The 22,720-nt window shown below is 56.6% G+C and carries 26 protein-coding genes and 4 pseudogenes; 10 read left to right on the top strand and 20 right to left on the bottom strand.

Annotated features, from left to right (window positions below):
• The first annotated feature begins 31 nt into the window (after positions 1 to 31).
• Together ACWXWJ_RS08635 and ACWXWJ_RS08630 are read left to right on the top strand one after the other, a co-directional pair.
• Positions 32 to 313: a type II toxin-antitoxin system RelE/ParE family toxin gene (locus tag ACWXWJ_RS08635; RefSeq protein WP_005290974.1), complete on the top strand. Its 282-nt coding sequence runs from the start codon at positions 32 to 34 to the stop codon at positions 311 to 313.
• A gap of 34 nt (positions 314 to 347) precedes the next feature.
• Positions 348 to 608 (top strand): HigA family addiction module antitoxin, encoded by a 261-nt coding sequence (locus ACWXWJ_RS08630; protein WP_293792327.1) that lies wholly within the window; start codon positions 348 to 350, stop codon positions 606 to 608.
• Positions 609 to 662: 54 nt separating this feature from the next.
• Here ACWXWJ_RS08630 and arfB read toward each other — a convergent pair whose 3' ends face one another.
• The 6 genes and pseudogenes from arfB to ACWXWJ_RS08600 form a co-directional block, all read right to left on the bottom strand.
• Positions 663 to 1,106 (bottom strand): alternative ribosome rescue aminoacyl-tRNA hydrolase ArfB, encoded by a 444-nt coding sequence (arfB, locus tag ACWXWJ_RS08625; protein WP_043014449.1) that lies wholly within the window; start codon positions 1,104 to 1,106, stop codon positions 663 to 665.
• A gap of 31 nt (positions 1,107 to 1,137) precedes the next feature.
• Entirely contained in the window at positions 1,138 to 1,647 is a 510-nt protein-coding gene (locus ACWXWJ_RS08620; RefSeq protein ID WP_080716817.1) for a putative glycolipid-binding domain-containing protein, read from the bottom strand.
• Between the two features lie 238 nt (positions 1,648 to 1,885).
• Positions 1,886 to 2,050 carry a hypothetical protein gene (locus ACWXWJ_RS08615; RefSeq protein ID WP_192816054.1) on the bottom strand — a complete coding sequence of 55 codons (165 nt, stop codon included), beginning with the start codon at positions 2,048 to 2,050 and terminating at the stop codon, positions 1,886 to 1,888.
• A 203-nt stretch (positions 2,051 to 2,253) separates the two neighbouring features.
• Positions 2,254 to 4,146, bottom strand: a complete 1,893-nt coding sequence (locus ACWXWJ_RS08610; protein ID WP_473964147.1) for a heavy metal translocating P-type ATPase — start codon at positions 4,144 to 4,146, stop codon at positions 2,254 to 2,256.
• Positions 4,143 to 4,502: a Cd(II)/Pb(II)-sensing metalloregulatory transcriptional regulator CmtR gene (gene cmtR / locus ACWXWJ_RS08605; protein ID WP_012359887.1), complete on the bottom strand. Its 360-nt coding sequence runs from the start codon at positions 4,500 to 4,502 to the stop codon at positions 4,143 to 4,145. The genes ACWXWJ_RS08610 and cmtR overlap by 4 nt, the downstream gene beginning before the upstream one ends.
• 82 nt (positions 4,503 to 4,584) lie before the next feature.
• A pseudogene (locus ACWXWJ_RS08600) lies at positions 4,585 to 4,824 on the bottom strand (LLM class flavin-dependent oxidoreductase); the annotation flags it as partial.
• Between the two features lie 98 nt (positions 4,825 to 4,922).
• On the opposite strand from ACWXWJ_RS08600, the gene ACWXWJ_RS08595 reads away from it, so the two are divergent.
• Both ACWXWJ_RS08595 and ACWXWJ_RS08590 read left to right on the top strand, forming a co-directional pair.
• Positions 4,923 to 5,222 carry a putative quinol monooxygenase gene (locus tag ACWXWJ_RS08595; RefSeq protein WP_473964146.1) on the top strand — a complete coding sequence of 100 codons (300 nt, stop codon included), beginning with the start codon at positions 4,923 to 4,925 and terminating at the stop codon, positions 5,220 to 5,222.
• Between the two features lie 4 nt (positions 5,223 to 5,226).
• Positions 5,227 to 5,372 (top strand): annotated as a pseudogene (locus tag ACWXWJ_RS08590) (HigA family addiction module antitoxin); the annotation flags it as partial.
• A gap of 100 nt (positions 5,373 to 5,472) precedes the next feature.
• On the opposite strand, the gene ACWXWJ_RS08585 reads toward ACWXWJ_RS08590, so the two are convergent.
• Together ACWXWJ_RS08585 and ACWXWJ_RS08580 are read right to left on the bottom strand one after the other, a co-directional pair.
• Positions 5,473 to 5,823, bottom strand: a complete 351-nt coding sequence (locus tag ACWXWJ_RS08585; RefSeq protein ID WP_473964145.1) for a VOC family protein — start codon at positions 5,821 to 5,823, stop codon at positions 5,473 to 5,475.
• A 996-nt stretch (positions 5,824 to 6,819) separates the two neighbouring features.
• Complete coding sequence (locus ACWXWJ_RS08580) at positions 6,820 to 8,307, bottom strand: MFS transporter (protein WP_473964144.1); 1,488 nt, start codon at positions 8,305 to 8,307, stop codon at positions 6,820 to 6,822.
• Between the two features lie 1,106 nt (positions 8,308 to 9,413).
• Between ACWXWJ_RS08580 and ACWXWJ_RS08575 the strand changes: the two genes are divergently transcribed.
• On the top strand, positions 9,414 to 9,632 hold the full coding sequence (locus ACWXWJ_RS08575) for a hypothetical protein (RefSeq protein ID WP_473964143.1): 219 nt from the start codon (positions 9,414 to 9,416) through the stop codon (positions 9,630 to 9,632).
• Between the two features lie 222 nt (positions 9,633 to 9,854).
• Here ACWXWJ_RS08575 and ACWXWJ_RS08570 read toward each other — a convergent pair whose 3' ends face one another.
• From ACWXWJ_RS08570 to ACWXWJ_RS08560, 3 genes are read right to left on the bottom strand one after another with little or no spacing between them, the layout of a single operon-like run.
• Positions 9,855 to 10,628, bottom strand: a complete 774-nt coding sequence (locus ACWXWJ_RS08570; RefSeq protein ID WP_473964142.1) for a class I SAM-dependent methyltransferase — start codon at positions 10,626 to 10,628, stop codon at positions 9,855 to 9,857.
• Between the two features lie 51 nt (positions 10,629 to 10,679).
• On the bottom strand, positions 10,680 to 11,942 hold the full coding sequence (locus ACWXWJ_RS08565) for an FtsX-like permease family protein (RefSeq protein ID WP_473964141.1): 1,263 nt from the start codon (positions 11,940 to 11,942) through the stop codon (positions 10,680 to 10,682).
• The gene (locus ACWXWJ_RS08560; RefSeq protein WP_473964140.1) at positions 11,939 to 12,658 is read right to left on the bottom strand and encodes an ABC transporter ATP-binding protein; all 720 of its coding nucleotides are present in this window, start codon (positions 12,656 to 12,658) and stop codon (positions 11,939 to 11,941) included. The genes ACWXWJ_RS08565 and ACWXWJ_RS08560 overlap by 4 nt, the downstream gene beginning before the upstream one ends.
• Before the next feature lie 62 nt (positions 12,659 to 12,720).
• Here ACWXWJ_RS08560 and ACWXWJ_RS08555 point away from each other — a divergent pair, with 62 nt between their 5' ends.
• A complete protein-coding gene (locus ACWXWJ_RS08555; RefSeq protein ID WP_473964139.1) occupies positions 12,721 to 13,890 on the top strand; it encodes a sensor histidine kinase in 1,170 nt (389 codons plus the stop codon).
• Positions 13,891 to 13,901: 11 nt separating this feature from the next.
• Positions 13,902 to 14,552: a response regulator transcription factor gene (locus tag ACWXWJ_RS08550; RefSeq protein WP_473964138.1), complete on the top strand. Its 651-nt coding sequence runs from the start codon at positions 13,902 to 13,904 to the stop codon at positions 14,550 to 14,552.
• Positions 14,553 to 14,565: 13 nt separating this feature from the next.
• Here the strand turns inward: ACWXWJ_RS08550 and ACWXWJ_RS08545 are convergent, their stop codons facing one another.
• The 3 genes and pseudogenes from ACWXWJ_RS08545 to ACWXWJ_RS08535 form a co-directional block, all read right to left on the bottom strand.
• Positions 14,566 to 15,198 carry a hypothetical protein gene (locus tag ACWXWJ_RS08545; protein WP_473964137.1) on the bottom strand — a complete coding sequence of 211 codons (633 nt, stop codon included), beginning with the start codon at positions 15,196 to 15,198 and terminating at the stop codon, positions 14,566 to 14,568.
• A 71-nt stretch (positions 15,199 to 15,269) separates the two neighbouring features.
• Positions 15,270 to 15,539: a hypothetical protein gene (locus ACWXWJ_RS08540; protein ID WP_473964136.1), complete on the bottom strand. Its 270-nt coding sequence runs from the start codon at positions 15,537 to 15,539 to the stop codon at positions 15,270 to 15,272.
• Positions 15,540 to 15,841: 302 nt separating this feature from the next.
• Positions 15,842 to 16,360 (bottom strand): annotated as a pseudogene (locus tag ACWXWJ_RS08535) (ABC transporter ATP-binding protein); the annotation flags it as partial.
• On the opposite strand from ACWXWJ_RS08535, the gene ACWXWJ_RS08530 reads away from it, so the two are divergent.
• Positions 16,359 to 16,871, top strand: a complete 513-nt coding sequence (locus ACWXWJ_RS08530; RefSeq protein ID WP_434819697.1) for a recombinase family protein — start codon at positions 16,359 to 16,361, stop codon at positions 16,869 to 16,871. The pseudogene ACWXWJ_RS08535 and the gene ACWXWJ_RS08530 overlap by 2 nt on opposite strands.
• Positions 16,872 to 17,076: 205 nt before the next feature.
• On the opposite strand, the gene ACWXWJ_RS08525 is transcribed toward ACWXWJ_RS08530, so the two are convergent.
• The 4 genes and pseudogenes from ACWXWJ_RS08525 to ACWXWJ_RS08510 all read right to left on the bottom strand — a co-directional run bounded on the left by ACWXWJ_RS08525 (position 17,077) and on the right by ACWXWJ_RS08510 (position 20,339).
• Entirely contained in the window at positions 17,077 to 17,466 is a 390-nt protein-coding gene (locus ACWXWJ_RS08525) for a hypothetical protein (RefSeq protein WP_408925406.1), read from the bottom strand.
• A gap of 12 nt (positions 17,467 to 17,478) precedes the next feature.
• Positions 17,479 to 19,023, bottom strand: a complete 1,545-nt coding sequence (locus ACWXWJ_RS08520) for a hypothetical protein (RefSeq protein ID WP_473964135.1) — start codon at positions 19,021 to 19,023, stop codon at positions 17,479 to 17,481.
• 359 nt (positions 19,024 to 19,382) lie between these two features.
• A complete protein-coding gene (locus ACWXWJ_RS08515) occupies positions 19,383 to 19,682 on the bottom strand; it encodes a hypothetical protein (protein ID WP_434819699.1) in 300 nt (99 codons plus the stop codon).
• 144 nt (positions 19,683 to 19,826) lie between these two features.
• Positions 19,827 to 20,339, bottom strand: a pseudogene (locus ACWXWJ_RS08510) (hypothetical protein).
• A 172-nt stretch (positions 20,340 to 20,511) separates the two neighbouring features.
• Here ACWXWJ_RS08510 and ACWXWJ_RS08505 point away from each other — a divergent pair.
• Together ACWXWJ_RS08505 and ACWXWJ_RS08500 are read left to right on the top strand one after the other, a co-directional pair.
• Positions 20,512 to 20,751: a type II toxin-antitoxin system Phd/YefM family antitoxin gene (locus ACWXWJ_RS08505; RefSeq protein ID WP_284804622.1), complete on the top strand. Its 240-nt coding sequence runs from the start codon at positions 20,512 to 20,514 to the stop codon at positions 20,749 to 20,751.
• Positions 20,748 to 21,167 carry a PIN domain-containing protein gene (locus ACWXWJ_RS08500; RefSeq protein WP_473964134.1) on the top strand — a complete coding sequence of 140 codons (420 nt, stop codon included), beginning with the start codon at positions 20,748 to 20,750 and terminating at the stop codon, positions 21,165 to 21,167. The genes ACWXWJ_RS08505 and ACWXWJ_RS08500 overlap by 4 nt, the downstream gene beginning before the upstream one ends.
• 10 nt (positions 21,168 to 21,177) lie before the next feature.
• Here ACWXWJ_RS08500 and ACWXWJ_RS08495 read toward each other — a convergent pair whose 3' ends face one another.
• Positions 21,178 to 21,855 (bottom strand): YoaK family protein, encoded by a 678-nt coding sequence (locus tag ACWXWJ_RS08495; RefSeq protein WP_448308183.1) that lies wholly within the window; start codon positions 21,853 to 21,855, stop codon positions 21,178 to 21,180.
• Between the two features lie 37 nt (positions 21,856 to 21,892).
• Positions 21,893 to 22,669: a MerR family transcriptional regulator gene (locus ACWXWJ_RS08490; protein ID WP_448308184.1), complete on the bottom strand. Its 777-nt coding sequence runs from the start codon at positions 22,667 to 22,669 to the stop codon at positions 21,893 to 21,895.
• Positions 22,670 to 22,720: the final 51 nt, after the last annotated feature.

Below are 22,720 nucleotides of genomic sequence, written 5' to 3'. Positions count from 1 at the left end.
ACGCTTCGCGTTATGGGGGATAGGGTGAAGCATGATCCAGTCGTTCGCTGACAAGGACACTGAGCGTCTGTGGAATCGAGAGCGGGTTCGCTCGATCGATTCCCGCATTCACTCAGTAGCGCTGCGCAAGCTTCGCCAGCTTGGGTACGCGCAGACTCTTGATGAGTTACGGATTCCCCCGGGAAACCGGCTCGAGGCGTTGAAAGGTGATCGGCGGGGTCAGTTCAGTATTCGAATCAACGACCAGTGGCGGATCTGTTTTAGGTGGTCCGCCGCGGGGCCAGAGGAGGTTGAGATCGTTGACTACCACTGACAAGCTCCCTCCGGTTCACCCCGGTGAGATCCTCATGGAGGACTTTCTCAAGGAAATGGGGATCACCCAGCACAAGCTCGCCGTCTCCATCGGCGTCCCGCCCCGCCGGATCAACGAAATTGTTCACGGTAAGCGCGCTGTAACCGCTGACACGGCCCTTCGTCTAGCGAAGTTTTTCGAGATGAGCCCCCAGTTCTGGCTCGGGTTGCAGACCCAGTACGACCTGGATGTGGCGGAAGACAAAATCCTCCCGGAAATCGAGCGGATTCAACCGGTCCAAGCTGTCTCAGCGTAGCGGTTACCCGAACCAGGTCCGTCAGCGTGAGGATATGCACGCGGATGGTTCGAACTAGGGAATTTGGGGCCGCCGTCGCGTGGACTTGAGTTCCGAGCGCCGCTTCTTCGCTTCGAGACGGCGCCGCACCGAGCCGCGCGTCGGCTTCGTTTTCCGCCGCGGGGGAGGCGGTGGGGCGAGCGCCTCACGCAATAGGGAGGCCATGCGCTCTCGCGCCTCGGCGCGGTTACGGACCTGCGAGCGCTGCGTCGACGCGCTCACGGTGAGCACAGTGCCGTCCAGGCGGTGTTCGAGGTTGTGGAGGGCGCGGCGGCGTTGGGCGTCGGAAAGCGATGCGCACGCCGCGATGTCGATGGAGAGCTGCACCTTGCTGTCGGTGGTGTTGACGCCCTGGCCGCCGGGGCCCGACGCCTTCGCAAACCGCTCCGTCAGGTCGGCGGCGACGATGGCCAGACCCCCGGGGATCCCTGGGCCAGGCGCGATGGTCAGGTCGTTCATACCGCCCAGCTTAGTTAGAGTTGTTTCCGGATCAGACCCGCCGTGCGAGATCAGGGTAGTGTACGACCACTCCGTCACCGTCGACCTCCAACTCGACGTCGACTCCCCGTGTTCCGCTTCCGTATCGGACAGTTTCAGCATCGACGGAGCTGTAGTACTGGTCTGATGCGATCACCTGGAGGGACGGTATATCAATCCAAGCCATGATCAGCTGCGTTTTCGGAACCTGAGTCTCAAGCAGCGTCAAGCGACGAATAGGCATTGTGTTGGTGAGAGGGCACAGACCGAGATCGCAATCGAGTGCGGCTTTCAGGTCGGCTGACTGGACGATACCGGGGGAGGGCAGATCTTCAGGCTGGGCGCCCTCTTCATTGGTTTCCGCCGACCACACGCCTTGCTCGGACCTAAACAGCTCGAGGCTTCGCCCCCATCCGTCGCCTTCAACGTTCACCGACACACGTTCGGTCACCCAGTTCTCCGCGGTGCGCAGCTCCCACGTGGCCTCGTATCCATCGCCGTATTGCACTCCGGAAGCGGTCAAGCCGGCTCTTAAAAAATGAACTGCGGCCTCGTGCCGGATGAGGGGAGTCTCGACATGCTCCCACTTATACGTGCGCTCTATGGTGAGGATTTTACCACGCTTGATGGTGCGAAAAGGCAGGTAGCTTTCGACTGAAACTCGGTGGAGTTCAAGTTCAACGTGTAACGCGAGCAGCCGCCGCCGGATTCTCGGTGGCGATTCCGGCCCGAACCTCGGGGACATTGTCGCGCTTCCTCATTTACGTGAGCTCCGCGACTCCGGCCAGCTCGCCGCTACCCCCATCTTCGATAGCTTGAGCGAGCTCGACCACGACCATCTGATCTGGTGCACTGGTTTCCGTCCGGCCCTCAGTCCATTCCGCCACCTCATGCGCGGCCGCGAAACCGCGATGACGAATCTGCATCTGGTCGGTTACGGCAACTGGACCGGCGACGCCTCGGCAACACTGATGGGTGGGAGCCCTTTGCCAAACACACTGCCCAGGTAGTCGCGGACCGTGTCGATGAAGCTCGGCATCAAAAGTTTTGAGGCGACGCTTGGTCCCTGAGCAGCTCGATCCTTCCAAGATCCGCGCTGGAGAGCCAGCGCGCTGGGCGAAGGTGTGTCTCAGCGCTTCGCTCGTGCGGCCCGCAGGCCGTTCAAGATGACAATGACTTCAGCGACCTCGTGAACCAATACGACAGCGGCCAGTCCCAGCACGCCGCTGATCGCCAGTGGCATCAACACGATGATGATGGCCAGAGACAGCACGATGTTTTGGTTGATGATCCTGCTGCCTCGGCGAGCGTGCTGCAGCGCTTGCGGGATCAGTCGGAGGTCGTGGCCGGTGAAGGCGACATCAGCGGACTCGATCGCGGCGTCAGAGCCGGTTGCTCCCATCGCAATGCCCACCGTTGCGCCCGCCAGTGCCGGGGCGTCGTTGATGCCGTCGCCGATCATCGCCGTCGGCGTCTTGGAGGAGAGTTCGGCGACGATGCTTGCCTTGTCCTCCGGTCGCAGCTCGGCGCGCACGTCGTCGATTCCGGCGATTTCAGCCAGCGCCCGGGCGGTGCGAGTGTTATCGCCGGTGAGCATGCTCACTTCCACGTCGTTGTCGTGCAGGGTCTGCACGGCTTGGGGTACCTCGGGCCGCAGCTCGTCGCGGACCCCGATCGCCCCGGCGAGGGCGTCATCGACGGTGACTAGGACGCAGGTCTGGCCCTCGGACTCCATGCGCTCAACGTCTGCCTTTAGTGGCCCGGCGTCGATCCACCGGGGGCTGCCCACCAGCACCCGTCGACCTTCGACGGTGCCGCCGATGCCATGCCCGGCCTCCTCGCTGATGTCCAAGGCAGCGGGCGCTTCGGGCCCCGCTGCCGCGATCGCCGTGGCGAGGGGGTGCGTCGATTGCTGCTCAACTGCCGCCGCGAAAGCAAGCACCTGCGCCGGATCGAATCCGTCTGCCGGGACCACGTCGGTAACCTCGGGCTGGTTGCGGGTAAGGGTTCCGGTCTTGTCCACCGCCAGGTGACGGATGCCGCCGAGTCGCTCGAACGCCGCGCCGGACTTGATGACCACGCCGAACTGGCTGGCCGCGCCGATGGCGGCCACGACCGTCAGCGGCACGGAGATTGCCAGCGCACACGGGGATGCTGCGACCAGGACCACCAACGCGCGGGTGATCCACGTCTCGGGGTCGCCCAGCAGCGAGCCAATCACGCCGACCAACACCGCCAGGATCATCACCCCGGGCACTAGGGGTTGGGCAATCCGGTCGGCGATCCGGGCGCGGTCGCCCTTTTCCGCCTGCGCCTGCTCGACGAGGTCGACGAGTGTGGTCAGCGAGTTGTCCGTTCCAGCTGCGGTCGTTTCGACTTCCAGCACACCGGCGGAGTTGATCGCTCCCGCGGGCACCTCGTCGCCGGGCGCAACCTCCTCCGGAATGGATTCTCCGGTGATCGCTGAGGTGTCAAGGCTGGAGCGTCCGGACCGAATGATGCCGTCCGTGGCGATCCGCTCCCCGGGGCGTACGATCATTAGCTCGCCAACCTCAAGGTCCTTCGCAGCGACCTCGGCCGTCGTACCGTCGCGCAGCACGGTCGCGGTTTGCGGTACCAGCTTCAACAGTGCCCGCAGTCCGCCTTGGGCCCGGTCCATCGCCTTGTCTTCCAGCGCCTCGGCGATCGAGTACAGGAACGCTAGCGCCGCGGCCTCTCCGACGTAACCGAGGATTACCGCGCCGACCGCGCTGATCGTCATAAGCAAGCCAATGCCGAGCTTGCGGTTCGTGACAAGGTTCCGGATCGCTCCAGGTGCGAACGTGTAAGCGCCCAACAGCAGGCCAAGCCAATACAGTACCGTTGCGGGCGTCTCCAAGTCGGACCAGCCCAGTGCCAGTCCTATGCAGAGGGCTACGCCGGAGAAGATCGGCAGTAGCAACTCGGGGTCCTTCCACCAGGGCCGATCGAGATCTTCGATCTCCGTGGCTGGTTCGTGTTCGCATCCACATGCTGAACTCATGCGTCCGCTCCTTTTCCGTCGCAGCCGGGCACCGAGCACTCAGGGTCGATGCACGGGGCGTTTTCGTCGACAGCCAACGTCGCGTTCACTAGCGCGTTGAGCGCTGTCGCGAGGTGCGGATCGGCGATTTCGTAGCGTGTCTTGCGGCCCTCCGGCTCGGCGACGACGATGCCGCAGTCACGCAAGCAGGTCAGGTGGTTCGAGACGTTCGAGCGGGTCAGGTCCAGGTCGCGCGAAAGCACGGCCGGGTAGCTCGGGCCGTCGAGTAGGGTGATTAGGATTCTGGAGCGCGTCGGATCCGCCATGGCCCGGCCGAGCCGGTTCATGACGTCGAGGCGTGAAGCAATAGTCAGCATATGCTGAATCATACAGCAGTTACTGAACTATTCAACACGCACTGAACTGACGTTGAAACGAAGAGCTTGCGACCTGCAGGAATTAGTCGATGGGATAGCCGGTAACTGGGCCTTCGTGATTCGGCTTCTTCCACGCGGGGGCGACATGCGTGGCGAAGTTGTCCAAGATCTTCACGTTGACGTCCACGCCCATTCCGGTGGGGATGGTGATGAGCAGGGTGCCGGCGGACATGACGGCGGCGTCGGTTTTGAGTTGCTCAATGAGCTTGTCTGGCTCGGCGGCGTAGGTGCGACCGAAGGTGGTGGTGCCGACATCAGGCAGCCTTAACGAGAGAGAGTAACTTTGCAACGAGATGCCGTGGAATATAAGTTTAACGTTTAAGCGCCGTGTCTGACTTTTAGCGAAGGTGTTCTAGGAGCATGTTCGAGCTGAACGGTACCCTGATCTGCAAAGACCTCAGTGATGTTTCGATCGTTGAACGGTTCCTTCCTAAACACGTTGAGCTCTCTCGTGATGAACTCGGGTGTCTGCGCTTCGAGGTCACTCAATCCGACGACCCGCTCGTATGGAATGTATCGGAACTATTCACTGATCAAGCATCGTTCGATTCGCACCAAGCGCGGGTTAAAGCGAGCGAGTGGGGTCAGGCAACAGCGCATATTCAGCGTGACTACACCATCACGGGGTCAGAGGACGTAGAGGCCGTTCACTACCGCTGACAAAATCCCTCCGGTTCACCCCCGGGTGAGAATCTCATGGAGGACTTCCTCAAGGAGATGGAGATCACCCAGCACAAACTCGCTATTGCTATCGGTGTTCCGCCGCGCAGGATAAACGAGATTGTCCACGGTAAGCGTGCCGTTACTGCGGGGATACAGCCCGTGCAGTCCGCCTCGGCGTAGCGGTGACAAATTAAATCCACGACAGGATGAACTTCGTCTTTGGAGCCTGCGTTTTAAACGCGCCTTGCTAGGTTGCGGGACCGCCCACGCAGAACTCGTTGCCCTCTGGATCCTGCATGACAGTCCACTCGAGCCCGGGTGCTTCGTTCGTGCTGAGTTCGGCAGCGCCTAAACCTTTGAGGCGCTCTACTAAGGCTTCGCGTTGCCCGCCGCCAACGTCGATATGCATGCGGTTTTTTCCAGGGGTGGGATTCTCGACGCGCTGGAACCCGAGCGCCGGCGTGGAATCAACCATCACGAAATCGCCGTAGTCGGCGGCGATTCTGCAGCCAGTTGCAGACGACCAGAACGTGGCGAGTTTTGACGGATCATGGCAGTCGAAGGTGATCTGGCGGATATCAAGGTTCGCGTCACTCATGGTTTCAATTATCGAGGTTCAATTGCGCACCTGCAATGTTTCGGAGAAGGGATCGTGGGGCTAGCCGGGTACTGTCTCTCGCCTCCCTAGAGAGACCCGACGGCTAATCGAGCAGGTTGCGGTTCTGCTTGCGCGCCTTCATTGAGTGAATGATCATTTCTCTTACGACTCGATGCCGTGTTTCGTGGCAGGACTTCCTTCCCCTGCGACGAGGAGCACGGTGGTCAACGTCGTCGCGCTGTGATGAGTGCATAGCCGGTCGTGGATTCGATCCGTCCGGAGGAATTCGTATGAGCTTTGAGGTGGTCGCGCAAGGCGCCCCATAGAGCCTCTCGGTGATACTCCAGGCCATGTGTGGCGGGGTCTGCTTCGAGTCTCCAGGGTTGACCGATTCCATCATTGCGTCTGTCGTTGTAGACGGTGCTGAGTAGACGGTGCTGGCATACTGCGAACCGGGGCCGGAATGATGCACGAGGCCAGCGGTTTCCCTAGCCGTCGCGATAATCTGGTTTGGAGCCTGCAACGGCAGTGTCTCGGTGCGGATCGTATCCGAAAAGGCCCAGTCGACAGTCTTTCGGTAATACACATCCATGACGTAAGCCGTGTAAAACAAGCCCTCCAGCCGTGCGAACGTATTTGGGGGTCACGTTCCGACGCCATAAAGCCGGAGCGGCCTTTAGTAACTCGTTGGTGTCGCGGAGCTGCTGGTTTTCTCGCCGTAGCCTCGCATTTGCAGCAGTGTTGTTTTCCTCGCCCCGCTGGACGTGTTCTTCTCGGTGAGCCTGCCGCACCACTGACGGGTAGTGTGCCAAGACACTCTGAGGTTCGGCGCGGCCACCTGGCACTGCCTTCGAAGAAAAATACCCTCCGCAAGGATGCGATCCTAGATCAAACGGACCACACGATCCTTCGCATTCTGATCAAACTTCTTCGGCATACCCCAGATTTTCCCAACTACTCAAACGGAACAAACGTGGGACGGTTCAGTTGTAGCTGCTAGTCATGTCGTGACTCAACTGTTGATACCGGAAGGCGAATTGCCCACCAGCAGAATGCAGCGCATAGGGCGCTGCAGAGAGCAGCGATGAACATGATGGTGCTCAGACCATCTGTGAAAGCTTCCGTTACAAGAGAAATAACTTCTCCTGGTCCTTGGATACGGAGCGCATTCAACTGTCCTGTTGCTCCCGCCTCGCGGATACTCTCTGGAACTTGCTTCAACGCGTCGATGTGAGAGCTCAAGACGGATCCGAAGAAAGCTACGCCTGTTGCTGTTCCGAGCGGGAAGGCGGTATTAACCACGCCCGTGGCCGAACCTGATCGGCTAGCCGGAACAACGGACAACGCTATGTTCATCATGTGTGGCATTGCTAAGCCAGTGCCCACTCCAATTACGATGAGCGGGCCAATAACCGGCTCCCATGAAGCATCTGGAGATACGGCTAGTCCCAACCAGATCAGACCAATGGTTACAAGGAGCATTGCGACTCCAGTAACTACATTGACTTTTCCTGTCCTCTGCAACGCTGAGGACGGACCCGCCACCACCACAATCGGAAGTGCCATGGCTAGAAGGACGAGTCCTACTGCAATGGGAGAGAGTTCCTGGTAACCCGCGAGCCAGAAGACGAGGTAGGGCATCATTCCGTATGAGGTGAGGCGAGCAGTGAAGGACAGCGTGATTGCTGCTGTGAAGGTACTACTCTTGAATAAGCTGAGGTCTAATAATGCTTCGTTGCCATGCCTGATTTGGAGAACTATGAAAACTCCCAATAAAGCCGCGGCGACGACGATCGCTCCGAGGACGAGGGGCGTAGTCCAGCCATCGTCCGGACCGCTAATGAGGGCGTAGTTCATGGCAAAGAGGGCGATCGCGATGATTGCGGTGCTGATCCAGTCGATGTGTCCACTGGCCCGTGTTGTCTCTTGGGAGGAGCGAATTAAGAAGAACATGATTGCGATAGCCAACAGACACAGCGGTGGGTTGATAGCAAACATCCAACGCCATCCACCGTTGCTTATGATGATCCCCCCTACGAGGGGGCCGAGAGCCGCAGCGGCGGCGCCGGCGGCCATGTAGATCCCGACTGCTCGTGAACGTCCTGCGTCGTCGCCCTCAAAGTGATCGGCAATGAGGGGCATACATGTGGCGAACACAAACGTGGCACCGAGTGCTTGGATAATGCGTCCAAGAATCAACATGTCGACGCTAGTGGCGACAGCGCAGAGCAGGGAGGCTAGCCCGAAGACAACATGGCCAATGAGAAATAAGGGGCGGCGAGGAATGCGGTCGGAGAGGGCTCCGACTCCCAGGAGTAGAGCCGCAAAGACGAGGACATAACTATTGACGACCCACTGGGCTTTGGAAAGACCGCTGGAAAAGCTTGCGTTGATTTCGGGTAGGGCGATGGTGACGACTGTCATGTCGAGTGTCATGAGCGCGGCAGAGAGTGCGATCGTGAAATTGAGCCATCGGGTGGACATTGCTTTAACTCCTTGGCTTGGGGAGGGTGCGCTGGAATGGGGGTAATCTCCAACTACCTAGAAGACAGATTAGCTTAGCCTTCCTTCACTTAATGTAGCCTAGCCTAAGAGGAGTGCTGAAAAGCAATGTACTCAGGGACATATTCGATGGCGGTGCTTCCAAACTCCTTGAATAGTGCAATGAACACATAAGCATAATAAGGAGAACTTTCTAATGTCTGGACATGAAAGGCCCCGTCGGTGGGCACAGTGAAAACGGCATGTGGAGAAAGCTACGTAGTACGAAAATGGCCTACGTTAACGGCCGAAACGAAGGACAAGCATTCGGTGGTGTTGATTTCAGAGCATTGCGCAATGCCATCAGGAACGTGCGCCGACACCCAGCCTTACGTTCCGTGATGCTGGGTGAATACCACTGGGAAATAGTTCGCTGGAGACCCTTCACATTCAGTGTCTTGGAACACTCCGGCACGAAGAGGCAACTTGAGGAAGATGGCGCCCATCAGCTTCGCGCAATCCTTGTTAGACGGGCTGATTACCCAGCTGGCGAAAGGGGGGTCGATATCACGCGGTGGCAGCACAGAATTCGGATTTAGAGTCAATGGATTCACACACCAATGGTTGGGCGCGTTGGGTCCACGAGATTGATGGTCCGTTCACTGTACCCGGTGATCATTCGCACCACATCACTCGGAATGAGATTGCCTACCTGGCCAAGCTCTATGTCTGCGGGAAGTCAGCCGTAAAGACATTAAAAGGAATGATATGAGTCAAGAAAAGAGTCTTATGGAAGGGTGTGCCACGCGTCGGCTTCACAAAAAAGCCTCCCAGCCAGTAACCCAAACTCCAAGAAAACAGCCGATTCTAACGCTTTTGCAGCCGGTACGTCGCTCGCTCGGTCTTGGCGTCGCGCTGCAGGTCATGGCCTCCATCTGCAGCGCATTGACATTTGTAACTCTGGCTCAGATGGTAACCCAGTTGCTTGAACGGGACGAGACGGGGCTGGGGAGCGAGCGTGGTGCGGACCTATTGCACGTGCTAGACCCAGCCATAGTCGTGCCGACAGCTTGGTTCCTCTCAGCTTGTCCGGCGGACAACGACAGCGGTTGACCGTTGCCACAGCGAAAGTGGCTGGCGCTGATGTAATTGCTTTTGATGAGCCGACCTGTGGGCTGGATCTTACTGCGATGAAGCATATGGGGCGGGTCATCCGCAGCTGTGCTGAGGAAGGCGCTGTGGTTTTGGTGGTGACGCACGACCGAGAGCTAATCGAAGAAATTGCAGATTTTGAGCTGAGAATGCCGAGTGGTGGGCTGCGTGGTTAAGCGGATATGCGACGGTGGCGATGGTGAGAAGTAGGGCGAACGACTGCATCGCGTTCAGATTCGGACACACCAACCCTGATACGTGCTAAGCGTCATCTCGATGAGACTGCTGAAGAGGATAAACAGCGCGTAGTTGAAGTCTTCACGTCCGGCGGGTGGCCTATGGAGTTCAAGTTCAACATTTAGTCGGTGCCGGGGTCTCTACGGTGAGAACCCCGGTTGTTAACGTCGTCGCGCTGTGATGAGTACGTAGCCGGTCGTGGACTCGATCCGTCCGGAGGAATTCGTATGAGCTTTGAGGTGGTCGCGCAAGGCGGCCCATAGAGCCTCTCGATGGGAGCCGGCATTGTCGGCCATCCATACGTGGGTGGGGCTGCCCTCGCGGTAGAGCTGCATGCCGTCCTCGATACTGTCGAATGTCCAGTTCAGCTCGCGGTGCTCGATGTGGATGCTTTCGAACCACTGCGACAGGCGTTCGTGAGCCACCTCGGTGATGCCCCAGGCCATGTGTGGCGGAGTCTGCTTCGAGCCTCCAGGGCTGACCGACTCCATCATTGCGTCTGTCATTGTGGCGAGGAAGCCCTCTTGATTCCAAGCAGTCATCACCAGCTCGCCGCCCGGACGTAGGATGCGAGCCCATTCTGATGGTCCGGTGGTTGGGTCGCAGAACATCGACCCAAATGTACTCGTGACGGCGTCAACGGATGCGTCTTCCAAGCCGGTGGCTTCGCCCAGTGCGTCTATCCACGTGGCGTTTGGCGCGTTGTGCTGCCCGATCGTGCGGATTCGGGCGGTCGGCTCGATAGCGGTCACGGTGTAGCCTTCGGCGACGAGCGCTGCGACGCCATCGCCGTGCCCCGATCCGATGTCGACGACTGCTGCAGGGGTGGGCAAACGTCCGGCCAATTCCGTGGCGACGAGTTCAGAGATCGGTCGTAGGCGTGCAGCTGTCGGGGCGTAATCGCTGGCTGACCAGATATCGCTGGGGGAGCTCATGTGCTCACCCTATATGAAAATCGTTGTCCTTTGTCATGAAGCTGGTTTGGTTCACTCGATAGCGCGGCTGAACGTTAGTCGACGGCGGACGTATGCACCGGGCAAATCGTCATCGACTGCTGTCCGGATTGTTGCTACCGCCAGTTTGACACTACATAGAGCCAAGAACATCGCAGCGAAGGTGCAGGCAAAGGCTGTCCACCAAATCCCATGGAAAGAAACAAAGCAGGTGAGGTGGTCATTTACTATGCCAACGGTCAGAACCGTGAACACCAAAACCACCACTGCAGCCGTTCCGGTGAGTGCGAATGCTTCGCCTATTTGAATTAGAATCCAGGACCTACTGGGCGCGCCTGCAAGGCGAAGCCCATGGATATCCCTTTTGATTCGGGCATGCATAATGAGCGAAGTCATTACGGCGCCAACGATACTGGGTGCAAGGACTGGACCAAGGACAACCACAAAAACTTGCCATGCTGACATTGAGCTCCCAGGCTCTGCGCCCTTGATTAACCGAAGCCCTGAACCCACACTGATGATGAGGCTTCCGAATAATACCCATGGAACGATATGAGGCGAGGAGAAGTTACGTCGGACGCGAACGTTGGCTCCTTCAATGCCAAGTACACGTGTCCACTGGTCAAGAAGAGGCAGCAGCCAGGGCAATAGTAGCGGTATGAGGACTGACATTCCCATCGCCCAGGCGAGTACATCTTCTGTTTTCTCGATGCAGGCGCCTCCAATACTGCATCCGGCAATAGCGACCGTAGCAACCGCGCTCCGGATTGTGATCCACAATGGGTGAGAGTCGGTTTGTGGTCGAAAAATCTGTCTTAGCGGTAGCAGTGCGCCAGCTATAGCGGCCCCACCGCAAACGAGTACGACCCACATCACCACAGAGGCATCAACCGATAGGTCAGGCATGGGGATACCATCACCACGAAGGGCCTCGACTGCTGGGCTCAGCGCTGGGCGAATGAGTTGTGCCCCGATTAAAGAGGTAGTAGCACTAACTACGGCAACTTGGCCGAGTATGAGGAGGTTGATCATCCACCCAGGCATGCCGACCATGCGCCAACTCTGATAAATCGGTTGGTGTTCTTCGATGGTCAAACGCATCTGACTAAACGTGACTAGAACGATGGCACAGATTGACATTCCAAGGATCGTTCCGCCAAGGGGAATTGCGTCTTTGCCATCTGCGGAGATCATCGAAATTGCCAGACTGCAGCTAGCGGAAGAAACGAGCATCGTGATTGAAATCGCCAGCCATGACAACCAATTCGACTTTAGGTCTTTAAGCCAAACAATCATGAGTTTTTGCTCCCAGGAGTGGCCAGAGGTTCTTTAGCGAGATCAATTACGCGGTCCGCATATGCGGCTGCTCTTTGGGAGTGTGTAACCATTACCACTGTCGATCCTGATTGGGTTGCTGTTTTGAGATGCCTTAACACCACATCAGCAGTTTGATCGTCGAGAGCACCCGTGGGCTCGTCAGCAAAGATGAATGGAGCGTTAGCAAGCAACGCACGAGCCACGGCTACACGCTGCTGTTGACCTCCAGAGAGTTGATGTGGCAGATAGTTTTCAAATCCTTTGAGTCCCAATGAATTAAAGACTGTCTTGACTTGAGCCATGGAGCAGCGGCGCCCACTAAACCTGGCGGTAAGCATCGCATTGCGCCTTGCCGTGAGGGATTCCAGCAGGTTGTAATCCTGGAAGACGAAGGCGCGCTCGGTACGGTGAGGGGAATTCACTGTGCCCGATGAAGGTTTGTCGAGGCCAGATAGAATTCTGAGTAGTGTTGTTTTGCCACTCCCAGACGGGCCCATTATGGCGACAAATTCACCAGAGTTAATGCTTAGTTCGAGACCGTCTAGCACCTTGTGCTTACCGAATCGCTTCGTAAGGTTATGAGCTTGGAGCGCTTGCGGAGAGACTGGTGAGCTAGCTGATGCGGCGGTGGCATGACTGCTTGTTCTTGATTTCTGCATACTCTCATCCGACCAGCCACGCAGTCTGGAAGCCATGGAGCCAACTACCTACATAACGGTAGAGCTGGCTCTACCGTTTTTCTCGAAGGCGACCACTAATGTTGAAATCGATGAAGACGTTGAAGAGTTTGGGTTGGAGTGCAGTGCTCGCGCTCCTTTTCGTACCTGGATTCGTTATCTCGTTGCTGATGCTGCCTTGGATTCCCCTTGTTGCACGCGGTGCAGATGCTATCTGTAGACGTGGGGCGTTGTGGATGGGCGTAGAAGTCCCGTACCGCAAAGCGAGCCGCTGGTTCGACTGGCCACAGTTCTTTCATCTGGTGATGCAACTTGTGCTTGCTGCAGCTGCCTTCTTTACATGGGTTTCTTTGGGCTTCTTTGCAGGAGTACTAATTGCCATCCCATTGCTACCTGTCGGTGAGCTTTCTCTGGGCGAATGGTCCACCTCAAATCCAATTCTTATTTTCGTTGTTTCTTGGGGTGTGGGCGCCATTGCTATTGGTCTTTTGATGATCTTCTCGCGACTGCTTTCCGCGGCGTCAATAGCTGTAGTTCGGTTTGCGCTATCTCCTAGCGATAAGGAGCTCGCTGCTTCTCGTGCCACTCTTATCGACGCTTTTTCTGGCGAACGCCGTCGCATCGAGCGTGAACTCCATGACGGGCCACAACAATATTTGACAGCGCTAAAACTCAACCTCGCTACAGCAAAATTGCATTACAAGAATCAGGCTTCCTCTGAAGTTATGGAGATAGCATTGGAGGATGCAGAACACAATGCCTCCCAGGCGCTACGCGCGTTACGTGCGACTGTGCGAGGAATCGCCCCGCAGGTGCTCTTTGACAGAGGGCTGGTTGCAGCCCTTGAAGAGCTAATCGCACACGCAGGGGTCGACGCTGTTTTGCAGGTCGAAGGTAGCTCTCCGGAGTTGGACGAAACAATGGCGCTACTGGCCTACCACTGCGTTGCCGAAGCTTTGACGAATGCAACGAAACACGGCGAAGCTCAGCACGTTGACGTGAAGGTCGCTTTTTCGAATCGGCTACGGGTATCTATTACAGATGATGGGTTGGGATTCATTGAGACCCCTTCAGAAGATTTACGTGACTTAAACGGTACGGGTATCGCAGGTTTGCGTGAGCGTGCTGCTGCACTTGGTGGAACGGTGAAACTCCAGAACATTAAGGATGGTGAAAGCTCGCTTGAAAATGATTCTGGTGCGCGGTTGATTCTTGAACTGCCTCTGTCGGAATCCCCCAAATCAACCTAGTGGAGAATAGATTGAAGATCTTGCTTGCAGAAGACTCTGCATTGCTTCGTGCCGGGCTAGAACAATTACTAATGGCGCTAGGGCATGAAGTCGTGACGGTGGTCGATGCGTCAGAATTGCGAAATGCCACGATGGCGAGTGATGAAAATGGGCAGAAATACGATGTGATTATCACCGATGTACGTATGCCTCCCACCATGACTGATGATGGTCTGCGCGCGGTATATGATCTGCGCAAACGGCATCCTTCCCAACCAGTTATGGTGCTAAGCCAATATGTTGCGGCGAGCTACCTCGATCGGCTGTTGGAGCACGGCGGCTTTGGCTATCTTTTGAAGGAACGCGTCTCTGACGTGGACGAATTCGTTCACTCTCTTAACGAGGTTGCTCGGGGAGGAACCGTCGTCGATCCAGAGGTTGTATCTGCCCTACTTTCGGCGCGACGAACCGGCCTGGCTGCGTTAACTCCTCGGGAAAAGGAAGTCCTTGCTTTAATGGCTCGTGGTCTGAGCAACTCGGAGATCATGGATGAATTGGTGCTGACCGCAGGAGCAGTGAGCAAGCACGTTGCCAGCGTCTTTATGAAGCTTGGGTTTGCACCCGAGGATGCTAATCGCCGTGTAAAGGCAGTGCTTGCTTGGTTGCGACATACGGAGCGATGAAGGCTAACGCCAACTAGTCGAGGATCTCCGGTTTATAGTCCGAGTTCTTGACCGTCACCGCCGTCGGGGGAGCGGATGGGTCCGTCGCGAAGGTCATGTTGTCCCGGTGCGCGATGACGCGGATTTTGTGCCCGACCATGGAGTCCCAGTTCATTTCGTTTGGCATACTGCTGCTACCAACGATGGCCCATTCGGGAGTTTGGGTGCCAATACCCGCTCCCAGTTTCGCCGTCACGGGCTTCTTCGGATCGAGTTTGATCGCGTAGTAGTCCACGCTATCGTCCACGATGTCCGCCACTCGTGCGAAGTCCTCCGGTGGGGTCATGTCGCTGAAGCGCACCTTCATCAGCTTGCCCTCTAAGGCTGTTTCATTCGGGGCAAGCTCGACCTTATCGGGCTTCGGAGTGCTGGGCGCTGAGGGGTTGGGGCGCTTTTTCGCTCTGTTGCCAGTGTTATCTGTGTTGCCAGAGGCCTCATCATTTTGCCCTTCTTCCGAGGTGCCTTCTTGTCCTGCGGCGGAAGTTTCGCCGGACTCCTTCGAATGCTGAGCAGCGCTCGGCTCAGGCGGAGTCTCGTTATCCGAACAAGCTGCAAGCGAGAGGGCCGTCAACGCGGCAACGGAGAGTGCAACAAGGCGATTTCGCATGAGGTTAAGCGTACAACGTCGCCAGCGTTTGTCCCTACAGAACTAAGTAATTAGGCGCTCGTGGCGACGGGCTAACCCGTCACAATGGCGCGCGCCATGCGATGCAGTGTTGCCGTTGCTTGTTCGAGGTCTTCGGGGGTTTTTGCCATTTCTGACGCCCTCACCACCGCCGCATTCAGTAATCCGATGTCAATGGAGGAAACACCGGGGCAGAAGCTATCCACGATCTCCTTAAAACCAGCGTGCGATTTCTGTACCTTTTCCTCGGCAAACGCTTCCGGGAAGAGCTGGGCGGCGGCCATCAGAGGGCCGTAGGAACCGTGAACGAAAAGATCGAGCATCGCCTCCACGTAGGCGCAGAAGCGCTCTTCGGGCGCTGGCGGGGCGGGCTAGGCCAACCTCGGCGGCCACCTCTGCCAGGGAGGGAACCTTGCCGACGCCAGCAACGATCAGCCGCTCGGCGGCCTCCAGCACTGCGCGGTGCTGGACCGCGCGGTGCTCGGCTACTGTCGTCTCCGTGATCTTCGGCATAGTGCCCTAGTTTACTACCCGCTTTTCGGCCTGCGTAGCTGCCTATTTGGATGTCTAGTTACCCAGTTGCCTAGTTGTCTTATGCCTAGTTGGAGGTAGGGCTCAAGCGCCCATCGACCAGCAACACCTGTGGGGCGCCGACGAGAGCTCGGGCGATGCCCACCCGCTGACGTTCGCCACCCGACAGACTTCCTGGGCGGTGCTTAGCTCGGGGCGTCATACCAACCTTCTCCAAAAGCTCCGCACCAGAGTAACGACCGTGTTTACCCATGACGCGCGCGGCGAGCTCCAGTTGTTCCTCGGCGGTGAGGGCGCCGGGCAGGCTGCCGGAGGATTGGAAGACGAAGCCGATGTAGTCCCGGCGAATGCGGGCTAGTTCCTTGTCATCGTATTTGGTGATGTCTTCGTCGCCGACTTTGACGCTGCCAGAGGCTGGGTTGGTCAGCGCTCCAGCAACGGCCAGCAGTGTGGACTTACCGGAACCGGAAGGGCCGACGACGGCGACGAACTCTCCGGGCTCGACGGTCAGGTTCACCTTGTCCAACGCGGTGATCTGGGAATCACCGTCGGTGTACCCCAAGCGAACACTTTGTGAATGACAAGATTTCCTGTTGGCTAGGGTTGGCTCCATGACTAACGGAACAGAACCGTCACTGCCTCTAGAGATCACGGAACAGTTGGGTGTGATCTCGGGGCAAAAGGTGGGTTATGCCCGGGTGAGCTCGAAAGATCAGAATCTTGATCGCCAGATTGAGCAACTCAAGGCGGAGAAGGTCTTCACCTATTACACAGATAGGGCTAGTGGTGGTTCACGAAAGCGGCCTAGTCTTGATGAAGCGATGCGGTATGTCCGTGCGGGGGATCAGCTTGTGGTCGCGTCGATGGATCGGTGCGCGCGGTCCTTAACGGATCTGTATGCCATTGTTGACGAGTTAGTCAGCAAAGAGGTGTCGGTGGAGTTCCTCAAGGAGGGACAGATCTACTCGAAGGACTCCACCCCGATCGCCAAGCTGATGCTCGGGCTGCTGGGTTCGGTGGCGGAATTTGAACGCTCAATCATTAGGGAGCGTCAAGCCGAGGGGATTGCTCGAGCGAGGGGTGTACAAAGGTCGTGCCCGCGCGCTTACTGCGGAGCAGGTTGATCAGGCGCATGCATGGGTGGATGCTGGTGTACCGAAAGCGGAAGTCGCACGACGTTTTGAAGGTAGGGCGAACAACGCTGTATAGCTGCTTTGGCAAGCCAACGCGAACTACGGATTTGGCTTAAGGAGACCATGGTCAGGTCGATCATATCGATAGCGGACTTGGATAATCTGACCTATTATAGCAGTAGTCAAACAGTATGGATTATCTTAATAGAGAGATCAAATAGAACCTAACGACCATGGAGAACCCTGCCAACAGGAGGACTTCGCCGACTAAAAATATGAGACCTCCGCCAATGTTAGGGCTATTGTCTGCCATGCTTTTAACAAGTACGACAGCCACCGCTCCAGCGGCAATGATCGCCCACCCTGTAGCGATTTTATTTGGGGCAATTACCGCAAGAAAAATGCCCAAAAGGGCAGAAATTGCCGAGATTATTACAAGAGATTGATTGAAGGAATCAAAAAACTGGCTCTCCGTACCGTAAGATGGGTCATAAAAAGGCATTATGATCCATCTTGATAAGCCAAACAAGGACAGAGAAATAAGAATAAGTTCAATGATCGGCAAGAAAAGAATGCGCTTTATCAAATTAATTATTCCTTAAAAATCATGAGGGGCATTCTTTACGACTTGATAGTAAACCTGGGCTACATTTCCGCACCGATACCTATCTACACTGTATTGTGAGTATACGCCTTCGCAGGTTAGCAATAGCTGCGAGTGGAACCTTTCATCACAAAATGATTGGGTCCTTTCTCCTCGAGAAACTGCCTGGTAGCACATATCATGAATAGCGCAAGGTCCTCTGAAATCTGCATTCTTTACTCCTCCAGAGTATTCATCAGGGCTAGATGTGCAGTAGTCGTTTAGATTTCCTCTATGCCAGTCATATACATAGTAGCTAGGGACTGGAATGATTGTCACTACTTCTTTTCCGCCCACTACACGAGAATCTCTAGTTTCTGCATTGGCGACAAGGTCATTTCGTGCGCCTATCTCCACATTCCCCCCACTAGCCAACTCAGGATAAAGAGCAACTAGTTTATCGTTAAGTAGCTTCTCTCCCACTCGTGTAGTGGCGGTGTTTCCTAGGTACACACTTAGATCCAGTCGACTTTTTGAGAAGTTTTGAACAACATTTCCTTTACTGTCCAAAAATTGTTCGGAAGTAGGGTATCCATAGATACCTTGCTCACGTCCGCTCGCTTCCCAGATCAACTGCTGTGCTCCCACAACGCTATGTGCTCCATATTGTGGGTGCCAGTAGATCTTCCCGCGGGTGAAGTTATGGAACCGTCCGATGCCGTCAGGGGTTTTTGTTTCATCACCTGTGGGGTAGCCAAGCGGGCCTTTTTCTGCCCCGGTTTGCACCCACTTGTCGTAGATCGCCCCGTGGATTGTGGCCAGTCCTGCCAATGAGCCGTAGATGTGGCCGTGCTCGAAGGATTGCTTACGCCCGATACTGCCAGACAGGCCAAATTCGTCAGTGGTGGGGTAACCTAGCGGTCCACGTTCCCATCCGATACGTGCCCAAGCGACAGAGAAGTGCGTGGTGATCGAATGAGCACCGGTATTAGGGTGCCAGTAGATGAATCCGTTGACGAACTCGTTGCGGCGCCCCACGCCATCGGGAACCTTCAGTTCGTCGGATTTTGGCCAGGTTAGGAAGCTTTGTGGTCCGCCGAGGGAGTCGTACTTTTCGCGGATCTTTCCGCAGACCTTGAACGGGCTGGGCCAGTACGTTCGGCACGTATCGACAACGGCAAAAGTCTGGATCCCAGAGCGTGCCTGTGTGGCCTGTTCTTTAGCTTCTTGGACCTCGGCGCGGTTGGCCTGTTCTTTGGTGAAACCACCAGGGATTTCTTCTTTATCGGAACGCATCTGTCCTGGGATGACTTTGCTTTTGGGGTTGGTGGTGGGGTGCCAGTTTTTGCCCGCTTGGTTATCGACGTTGTTGTCGTCGAAGCCTGGTTCTGCCGGTTCGAGATCTTCGCGCCCGGGTGCGACGTAATCGGCGTTGTTGTCGGCTGGTGTGCTGGCGGCTGCTGGTGGTTGTGTGGGCTGAGCTTGCACGGTGGGGGTGAAGCCGATGCCGAGGGTGAGGGCGAATAGGAGAGTGGTGATAGTGCGAGATGGTCTGGCCATGATGGGTCATCTTTCGCTGTGGTGAATGGTTAGAAATGAACTTAGCGCGAGATAGTTCCTTTGGGAATGAAAAATGGTTGAATAGTTGGGAAATCTTGTAAATATGCAGGAAGATTCCTGAAATTATTCTGCATGGCTGTTTGTCGACAGTCTATTCAGCGCTATATCTGTTCTTCTTATATATGGAATAGGCGAGCGGCCGGGAGAGGGGATGCGATGCGACGTGCCGTGAAAGAGATGCGAACTCCCCGGACTTTCCTCATATCCCGAGCCAGGCATACTCGGAGGCAATCGACGTGTGGCATTGTTCACCCCGATAGCCACGTATCCGGCAGCAGCCTCAAGTACTGCCCCCGCTTTCAAGCGGCGTCCGGTTTTCCCTTCCCTATCATCTGCACTACGTGTTCAGTGCCCAAGTCGATCAGTGCCGACAGATTATTAATCGCACTCGGGTTCGCGGAACGGAAGGCCTGCACGCGGTTCCTGACGCCTTTGCCAGGTGTAGCGGAGTCGTATTGGGCCTGGATTGAGAACACAGCATCGATAAGGGCTGTGCTGATCTCCTGGGGGTAACCACCGCGGTAGGCGGTGAAGTTTGATTCGGGGATGTGGCGGGTTGCGGCAATGACAGCGTCAAGCTGGGCCGAAGTTATGGTCATGCCTGTGAGATCTCCGTATCAGTGGTATTTGGTACGCCTACGTGGGCTGCATTGATCCCTAAAGCGAAGTAGTACTGTAGGTCACCGTGACGTCTTTAAGTTCCAGGGCCGGAACGTGCGGGGCGGGAAGATGCGAGGCGGGGCTCATCGGTTCTCTCCTAGGGCTGCAAGTGGGTTGGTGCGGGTGACGCGGACGACGGCAATCAACGCGCCGATCAGGCTAGATACGAAGAGGATCGCGCTGCCGCTGAGGACGGATCCGAGTTCGGTGGCGTAGGGCATGGCCGTGGTTTCCAGGAAGCTTTCGAGGCCGACGGCGATGAGTGCACCGACGATGACGGAGATTTCCTTGTACGCCTACGGGCTTATCTCTTCGCCCTTACATGCGCCAGCGTGGATTTCCTGCCAGACGTCGAGGGGCAGGTAGGCTGCGTCGACGTTGACGATGTAGCGGGTGAAAGCGGAGTCCGTCTGGGGGCCATCGGCGAAAGCGATGACGTCACTATCCATTGCCTTCAGGCCGGAAACACCGTCGTTAACCAATCCGGCTGTGAGGCCGGAGATGATGACGACCAGCAAGGACATGAGCGCCAACACGACGCTCATGAGAAGAAAGCGGGTGCGCGCAAAAAGCATTTCGCGCAAGGCTAGAAACATGATGAAAATCCCTGGGGTTGAGGTTGGGGGAGGTGAGCGGTTCATCAGTCGCTACACAGACTTGAGCAACAATGTGTTGCAAAGATAAAAACAGGGCGTTTCTAACAGCGGGTATTGAAAGTACCGTTGGTTAGTTAGAATGTAGGTACGTTGCTACAAAAGGAGGGTTCTCATGACTAGCGTGAGTGCGCGTGAGTTCAATCAGGATGTGAGTTACGCGAAAAGGAAGGCCAGTGAGGGGCCCGTTGTTATTACTGATCGGGGTGAGCCGGCCTTCGTATTGCTTTCCATTGATGACTACAGGAAGATCTCCGGCTCGAATGAAGGCTGGGCTTCGCGGTTGCAAATGGAAGAGGACATTGACCTCGAGGACGTAAGGATGGACTTCGAACCGCGGGTGCCCGAGCTATGAACTACCTGCTCGATACGAATGTGGTCAGCGAACTCCGGAAGCCGCCCGGGAAAGTAAATCCCAGGGTGTTTGAGTGGGTTAATGCGCAGATCTTGCACAGCCAATATCTCTCTGCGATCACTATCTATGAGCTGAAGTTAGGTATCTCCCGAAAGAATCACACCGATCCTGTGCAGGGGCAGCGGCTGCAGAAGTGGTTCACTCAGGATTTACTTCCGCTGTTCGAAGGTCGGGTTCTTCCTTTTGATGAGCGAGTGGCTATAGAGGCGGCCAATTTGAATGTTCCGGATCCCCGGCCCCAGGCTGATCTATTAATTGCTGCCACCGCGCGTGTGCATGGGCTGACAATCGTGACTCGAAATCAGAAGGATTTTGAGCCGATGGGTGTGCAATATTTGAACCCCTGGGAGCTCTAGCGCTCCAGTCCTAAACCGCCAGCCCACGGTTGCGCCGCCATTGGCGGTACACCAGTGCAGTCACGGTTCCCGCGTACAGCATGCCCGTCACCACCAGAACCGCGTGCAGTCCCACCTGCACATACATCCAGCCACCGAGCAATGCGCCGCACGCCAGCGCCATCCACAGAGCGAAGTAGCGTATCCAGTCGATGTGAGGACCGCCGAACAAAGCGGCCACGAATCGCTGCGACATCTTCACCAGCGTGCCGGTCATATATGTCAGCGAGATGCTTACCTCGCCATCGCGTTCGAACGTAGAGTTCATCGCACCCACGGTGAACGACAGACTGTACACCGCCAGCTGCTCGTGCCCCGTTAGTACCATCACCGATGCGAGAGTGGAGGTTGCACAAATAAACAACAGGATCGCCTCACGAGTGCGCGTGCGTGGCAAGTGCCGATGTCCCAGTTGGCTGATCAGAGCCCCAATTCCCACGCCGACCAAGAACAGCACCATCACGCCGCCCGCTGTCGCAGCAACCTCCCATTTCCCCGCGTTTACTGCCGCCGTCAGGCGCGTGGTGTTACCCGACATAAACGAAAGGAAGTACCCTCCCAAGTACAAAAACCCCAGCGTATCGACAAAGCCCGCGATAGAGGATAGATAGATCGCCAGTGCATGTTCGCCGATACGGTAGCCCTTCATGGCGCAATCGTAGCAATACCGATGCGTACTACGTGGACTAGTCGTCCCAGCTAGGGTTCGTGATTCCCTCTTGCTGTGCGCGGTATTCCACCAGGGACAGCAGGTATTCCTGAGCACCTTGGTAGGCATCGGCGAATCGCTCATCGCTGACGTACATCCGAGCCAGAATCAGCTGGCGCGACGTAGTGACGTCATACCACTGGTTGATCGTTGCGCGGTGCTGCTCGACCAGAGCTTGTGCCTTGTCGCTTTCGGGCGCGACGCCCGCATCTCGGGCGGTAACAAGTTCAGCCACGAAGCGGTCGTGGTCGTCCTTGATTTCCTGAAAATCTTCATCGCCCAGCGAATTCAGCTTCTCTTGAGCCTGCTGGTACTCGGGAGTGTCCCCCCAACGCTCGCGTGCTTCCTCCTGATAGGCAGGCATGTCTTCGCCGAAGTACTTCTTGATCTTGTTCATTTGTTCCATGGTGTATCCCTTCACTTGCGTTGTATCTATTAGGTCACTGACCGCACGCAATTGGCTCTTCACCTGGTCGAGCTTTTGCGTCAGCGCAGCTCGGTGGGTTCGGAGTGCACGATCCAGCGCTGCCTCGGAAGGGGCATCGATTAGGTCGGGTATGTCCGCCAGTTTGAAGCCCATGTTCCGGTACAGCACGATGGTCGCACCAATGCGCAGATCGTCTTCGGTGTAGAGCCGGTAGTCGCCCAGTGTGCGCCACTGCGGGGTGAGGAGCCCGATGGAATCCCAGTGGCGCAGGGCTTTGGGCGTCACTCCCAAGAAATCTGCTGCATCGCCAATCGTGTATTCGGTCATGGGAAAGATCCTTCCGGTTGTCGCAGGGGCAAGGTCAAGCCGAGAGTGGAA

It is taken from the genome of Corynebacterium sp. p3-SID1761 (genome assembly GCF_055862885.1).
This window is presented reverse-complemented; position numbering and strand designations above follow the sequence as displayed.

Coding starts and splice junctions, on each gene's coding strand:
- ACWXWJ_RS08635 (WP_005290974.1), top strand. CDS start 32: ATGATCCAGTCGTTCGCTGACAAGGACACTGAGCGTCTGTGGAATCGA.
- ACWXWJ_RS08630 (WP_293792327.1), top strand. CDS start 348: ATGGAGGACTTTCTCAAGGAAATGGGGATCACCCAGCACAAGCTCGCC.
- arfB (WP_043014449.1), bottom strand. CDS start 1,106: ATGAACGACCTGACCATCGCGCCTGGCCCAGGGATCCCCGGGGGTCTG.
- ACWXWJ_RS08615 (WP_192816054.1), bottom strand. CDS start 2,050: ATGCAGATTCGTCATCGCGGTTTCGCGGCCGCGCATGAGGTGGCGGAA.
- ACWXWJ_RS08610 (WP_473964147.1), bottom strand. CDS start 4,146: ATGAGTTCAGCATGTGGATGCGAACACGAACCAGCCACGGAGATCGAA.
- cmtR (WP_012359887.1), bottom strand. CDS start 4,502: ATGCTGACTATTGCTTCACGCCTCGACGTCATGAACCGGCTCGGCCGG.
- ACWXWJ_RS08595 (WP_473964146.1), top strand. CDS start 4,923: ATGTTCGAGCTGAACGGTACCCTGATCTGCAAAGACCTCAGTGATGTT.
- ACWXWJ_RS08585 (WP_473964145.1), bottom strand. CDS start 5,823: ATGAGTGACGCGAACCTTGATATCCGCCAGATCACCTTCGACTGCCAT.
- ACWXWJ_RS08580 (WP_473964144.1), bottom strand. CDS start 8,307: ATGTCCACCCGATGGCTCAATTTCACGATCGCACTCTCTGCCGCGCTC.
- ACWXWJ_RS08570 (WP_473964142.1), bottom strand. CDS start 10,628: ATGAGCTCCCCCAGCGATATCTGGTCAGCCAGCGATTACGCCCCGACA.
- ACWXWJ_RS08565 (WP_473964141.1), bottom strand. CDS start 11,942: ATGATTGTTTGGCTTAAAGACCTAAAGTCGAATTGGTTGTCATGGCTG.
- ACWXWJ_RS08560 (WP_473964140.1), bottom strand. CDS start 12,658: ATGGCTTCCAGACTGCGTGGCTGGTCGGATGAGAGTATGCAGAAATCA.
- ACWXWJ_RS08555 (WP_473964139.1), top strand. CDS start 12,721: ATGTTGAAATCGATGAAGACGTTGAAGAGTTTGGGTTGGAGTGCAGTG.
- ACWXWJ_RS08545 (WP_473964137.1), bottom strand. CDS start 15,198: ATGCGAAATCGCCTTGTTGCACTCTCCGTTGCCGCGTTGACGGCCCTC.
- ACWXWJ_RS08540 (WP_473964136.1), bottom strand. CDS start 15,539: ATGCTCGATCTTTTCGTTCACGGTTCCTACGGCCCTCTGATGGCCGCC.
- ACWXWJ_RS08530 (WP_434819697.1), top strand. CDS start 16,359: ATGACTAACGGAACAGAACCGTCACTGCCTCTAGAGATCACGGAACAG.
- ACWXWJ_RS08520 (WP_473964135.1), bottom strand. CDS start 19,023: ATGGCCAGACCATCTCGCACTATCACCACTCTCCTATTCGCCCTCACC.
- ACWXWJ_RS08515 (WP_434819699.1), bottom strand. CDS start 19,682: ATGACCATAACTTCGGCCCAGCTTGACGCTGTCATTGCCGCAACCCGC.
- ACWXWJ_RS08505 (WP_284804622.1), top strand. CDS start 20,512: ATGACTAGCGTGAGTGCGCGTGAGTTCAATCAGGATGTGAGTTACGCG.
- ACWXWJ_RS08500 (WP_473964134.1), top strand. CDS start 20,748: ATGAACTACCTGCTCGATACGAATGTGGTCAGCGAACTCCGGAAGCCG.
- ACWXWJ_RS08495 (WP_448308183.1), bottom strand. CDS start 21,855: ATGAAGGGCTACCGTATCGGCGAACATGCACTGGCGATCTATCTATCC.
- ACWXWJ_RS08490 (WP_448308184.1), bottom strand. CDS start 22,669: ATGACCGAATACACGATTGGCGATGCAGCAGATTTCTTGGGAGTGACG.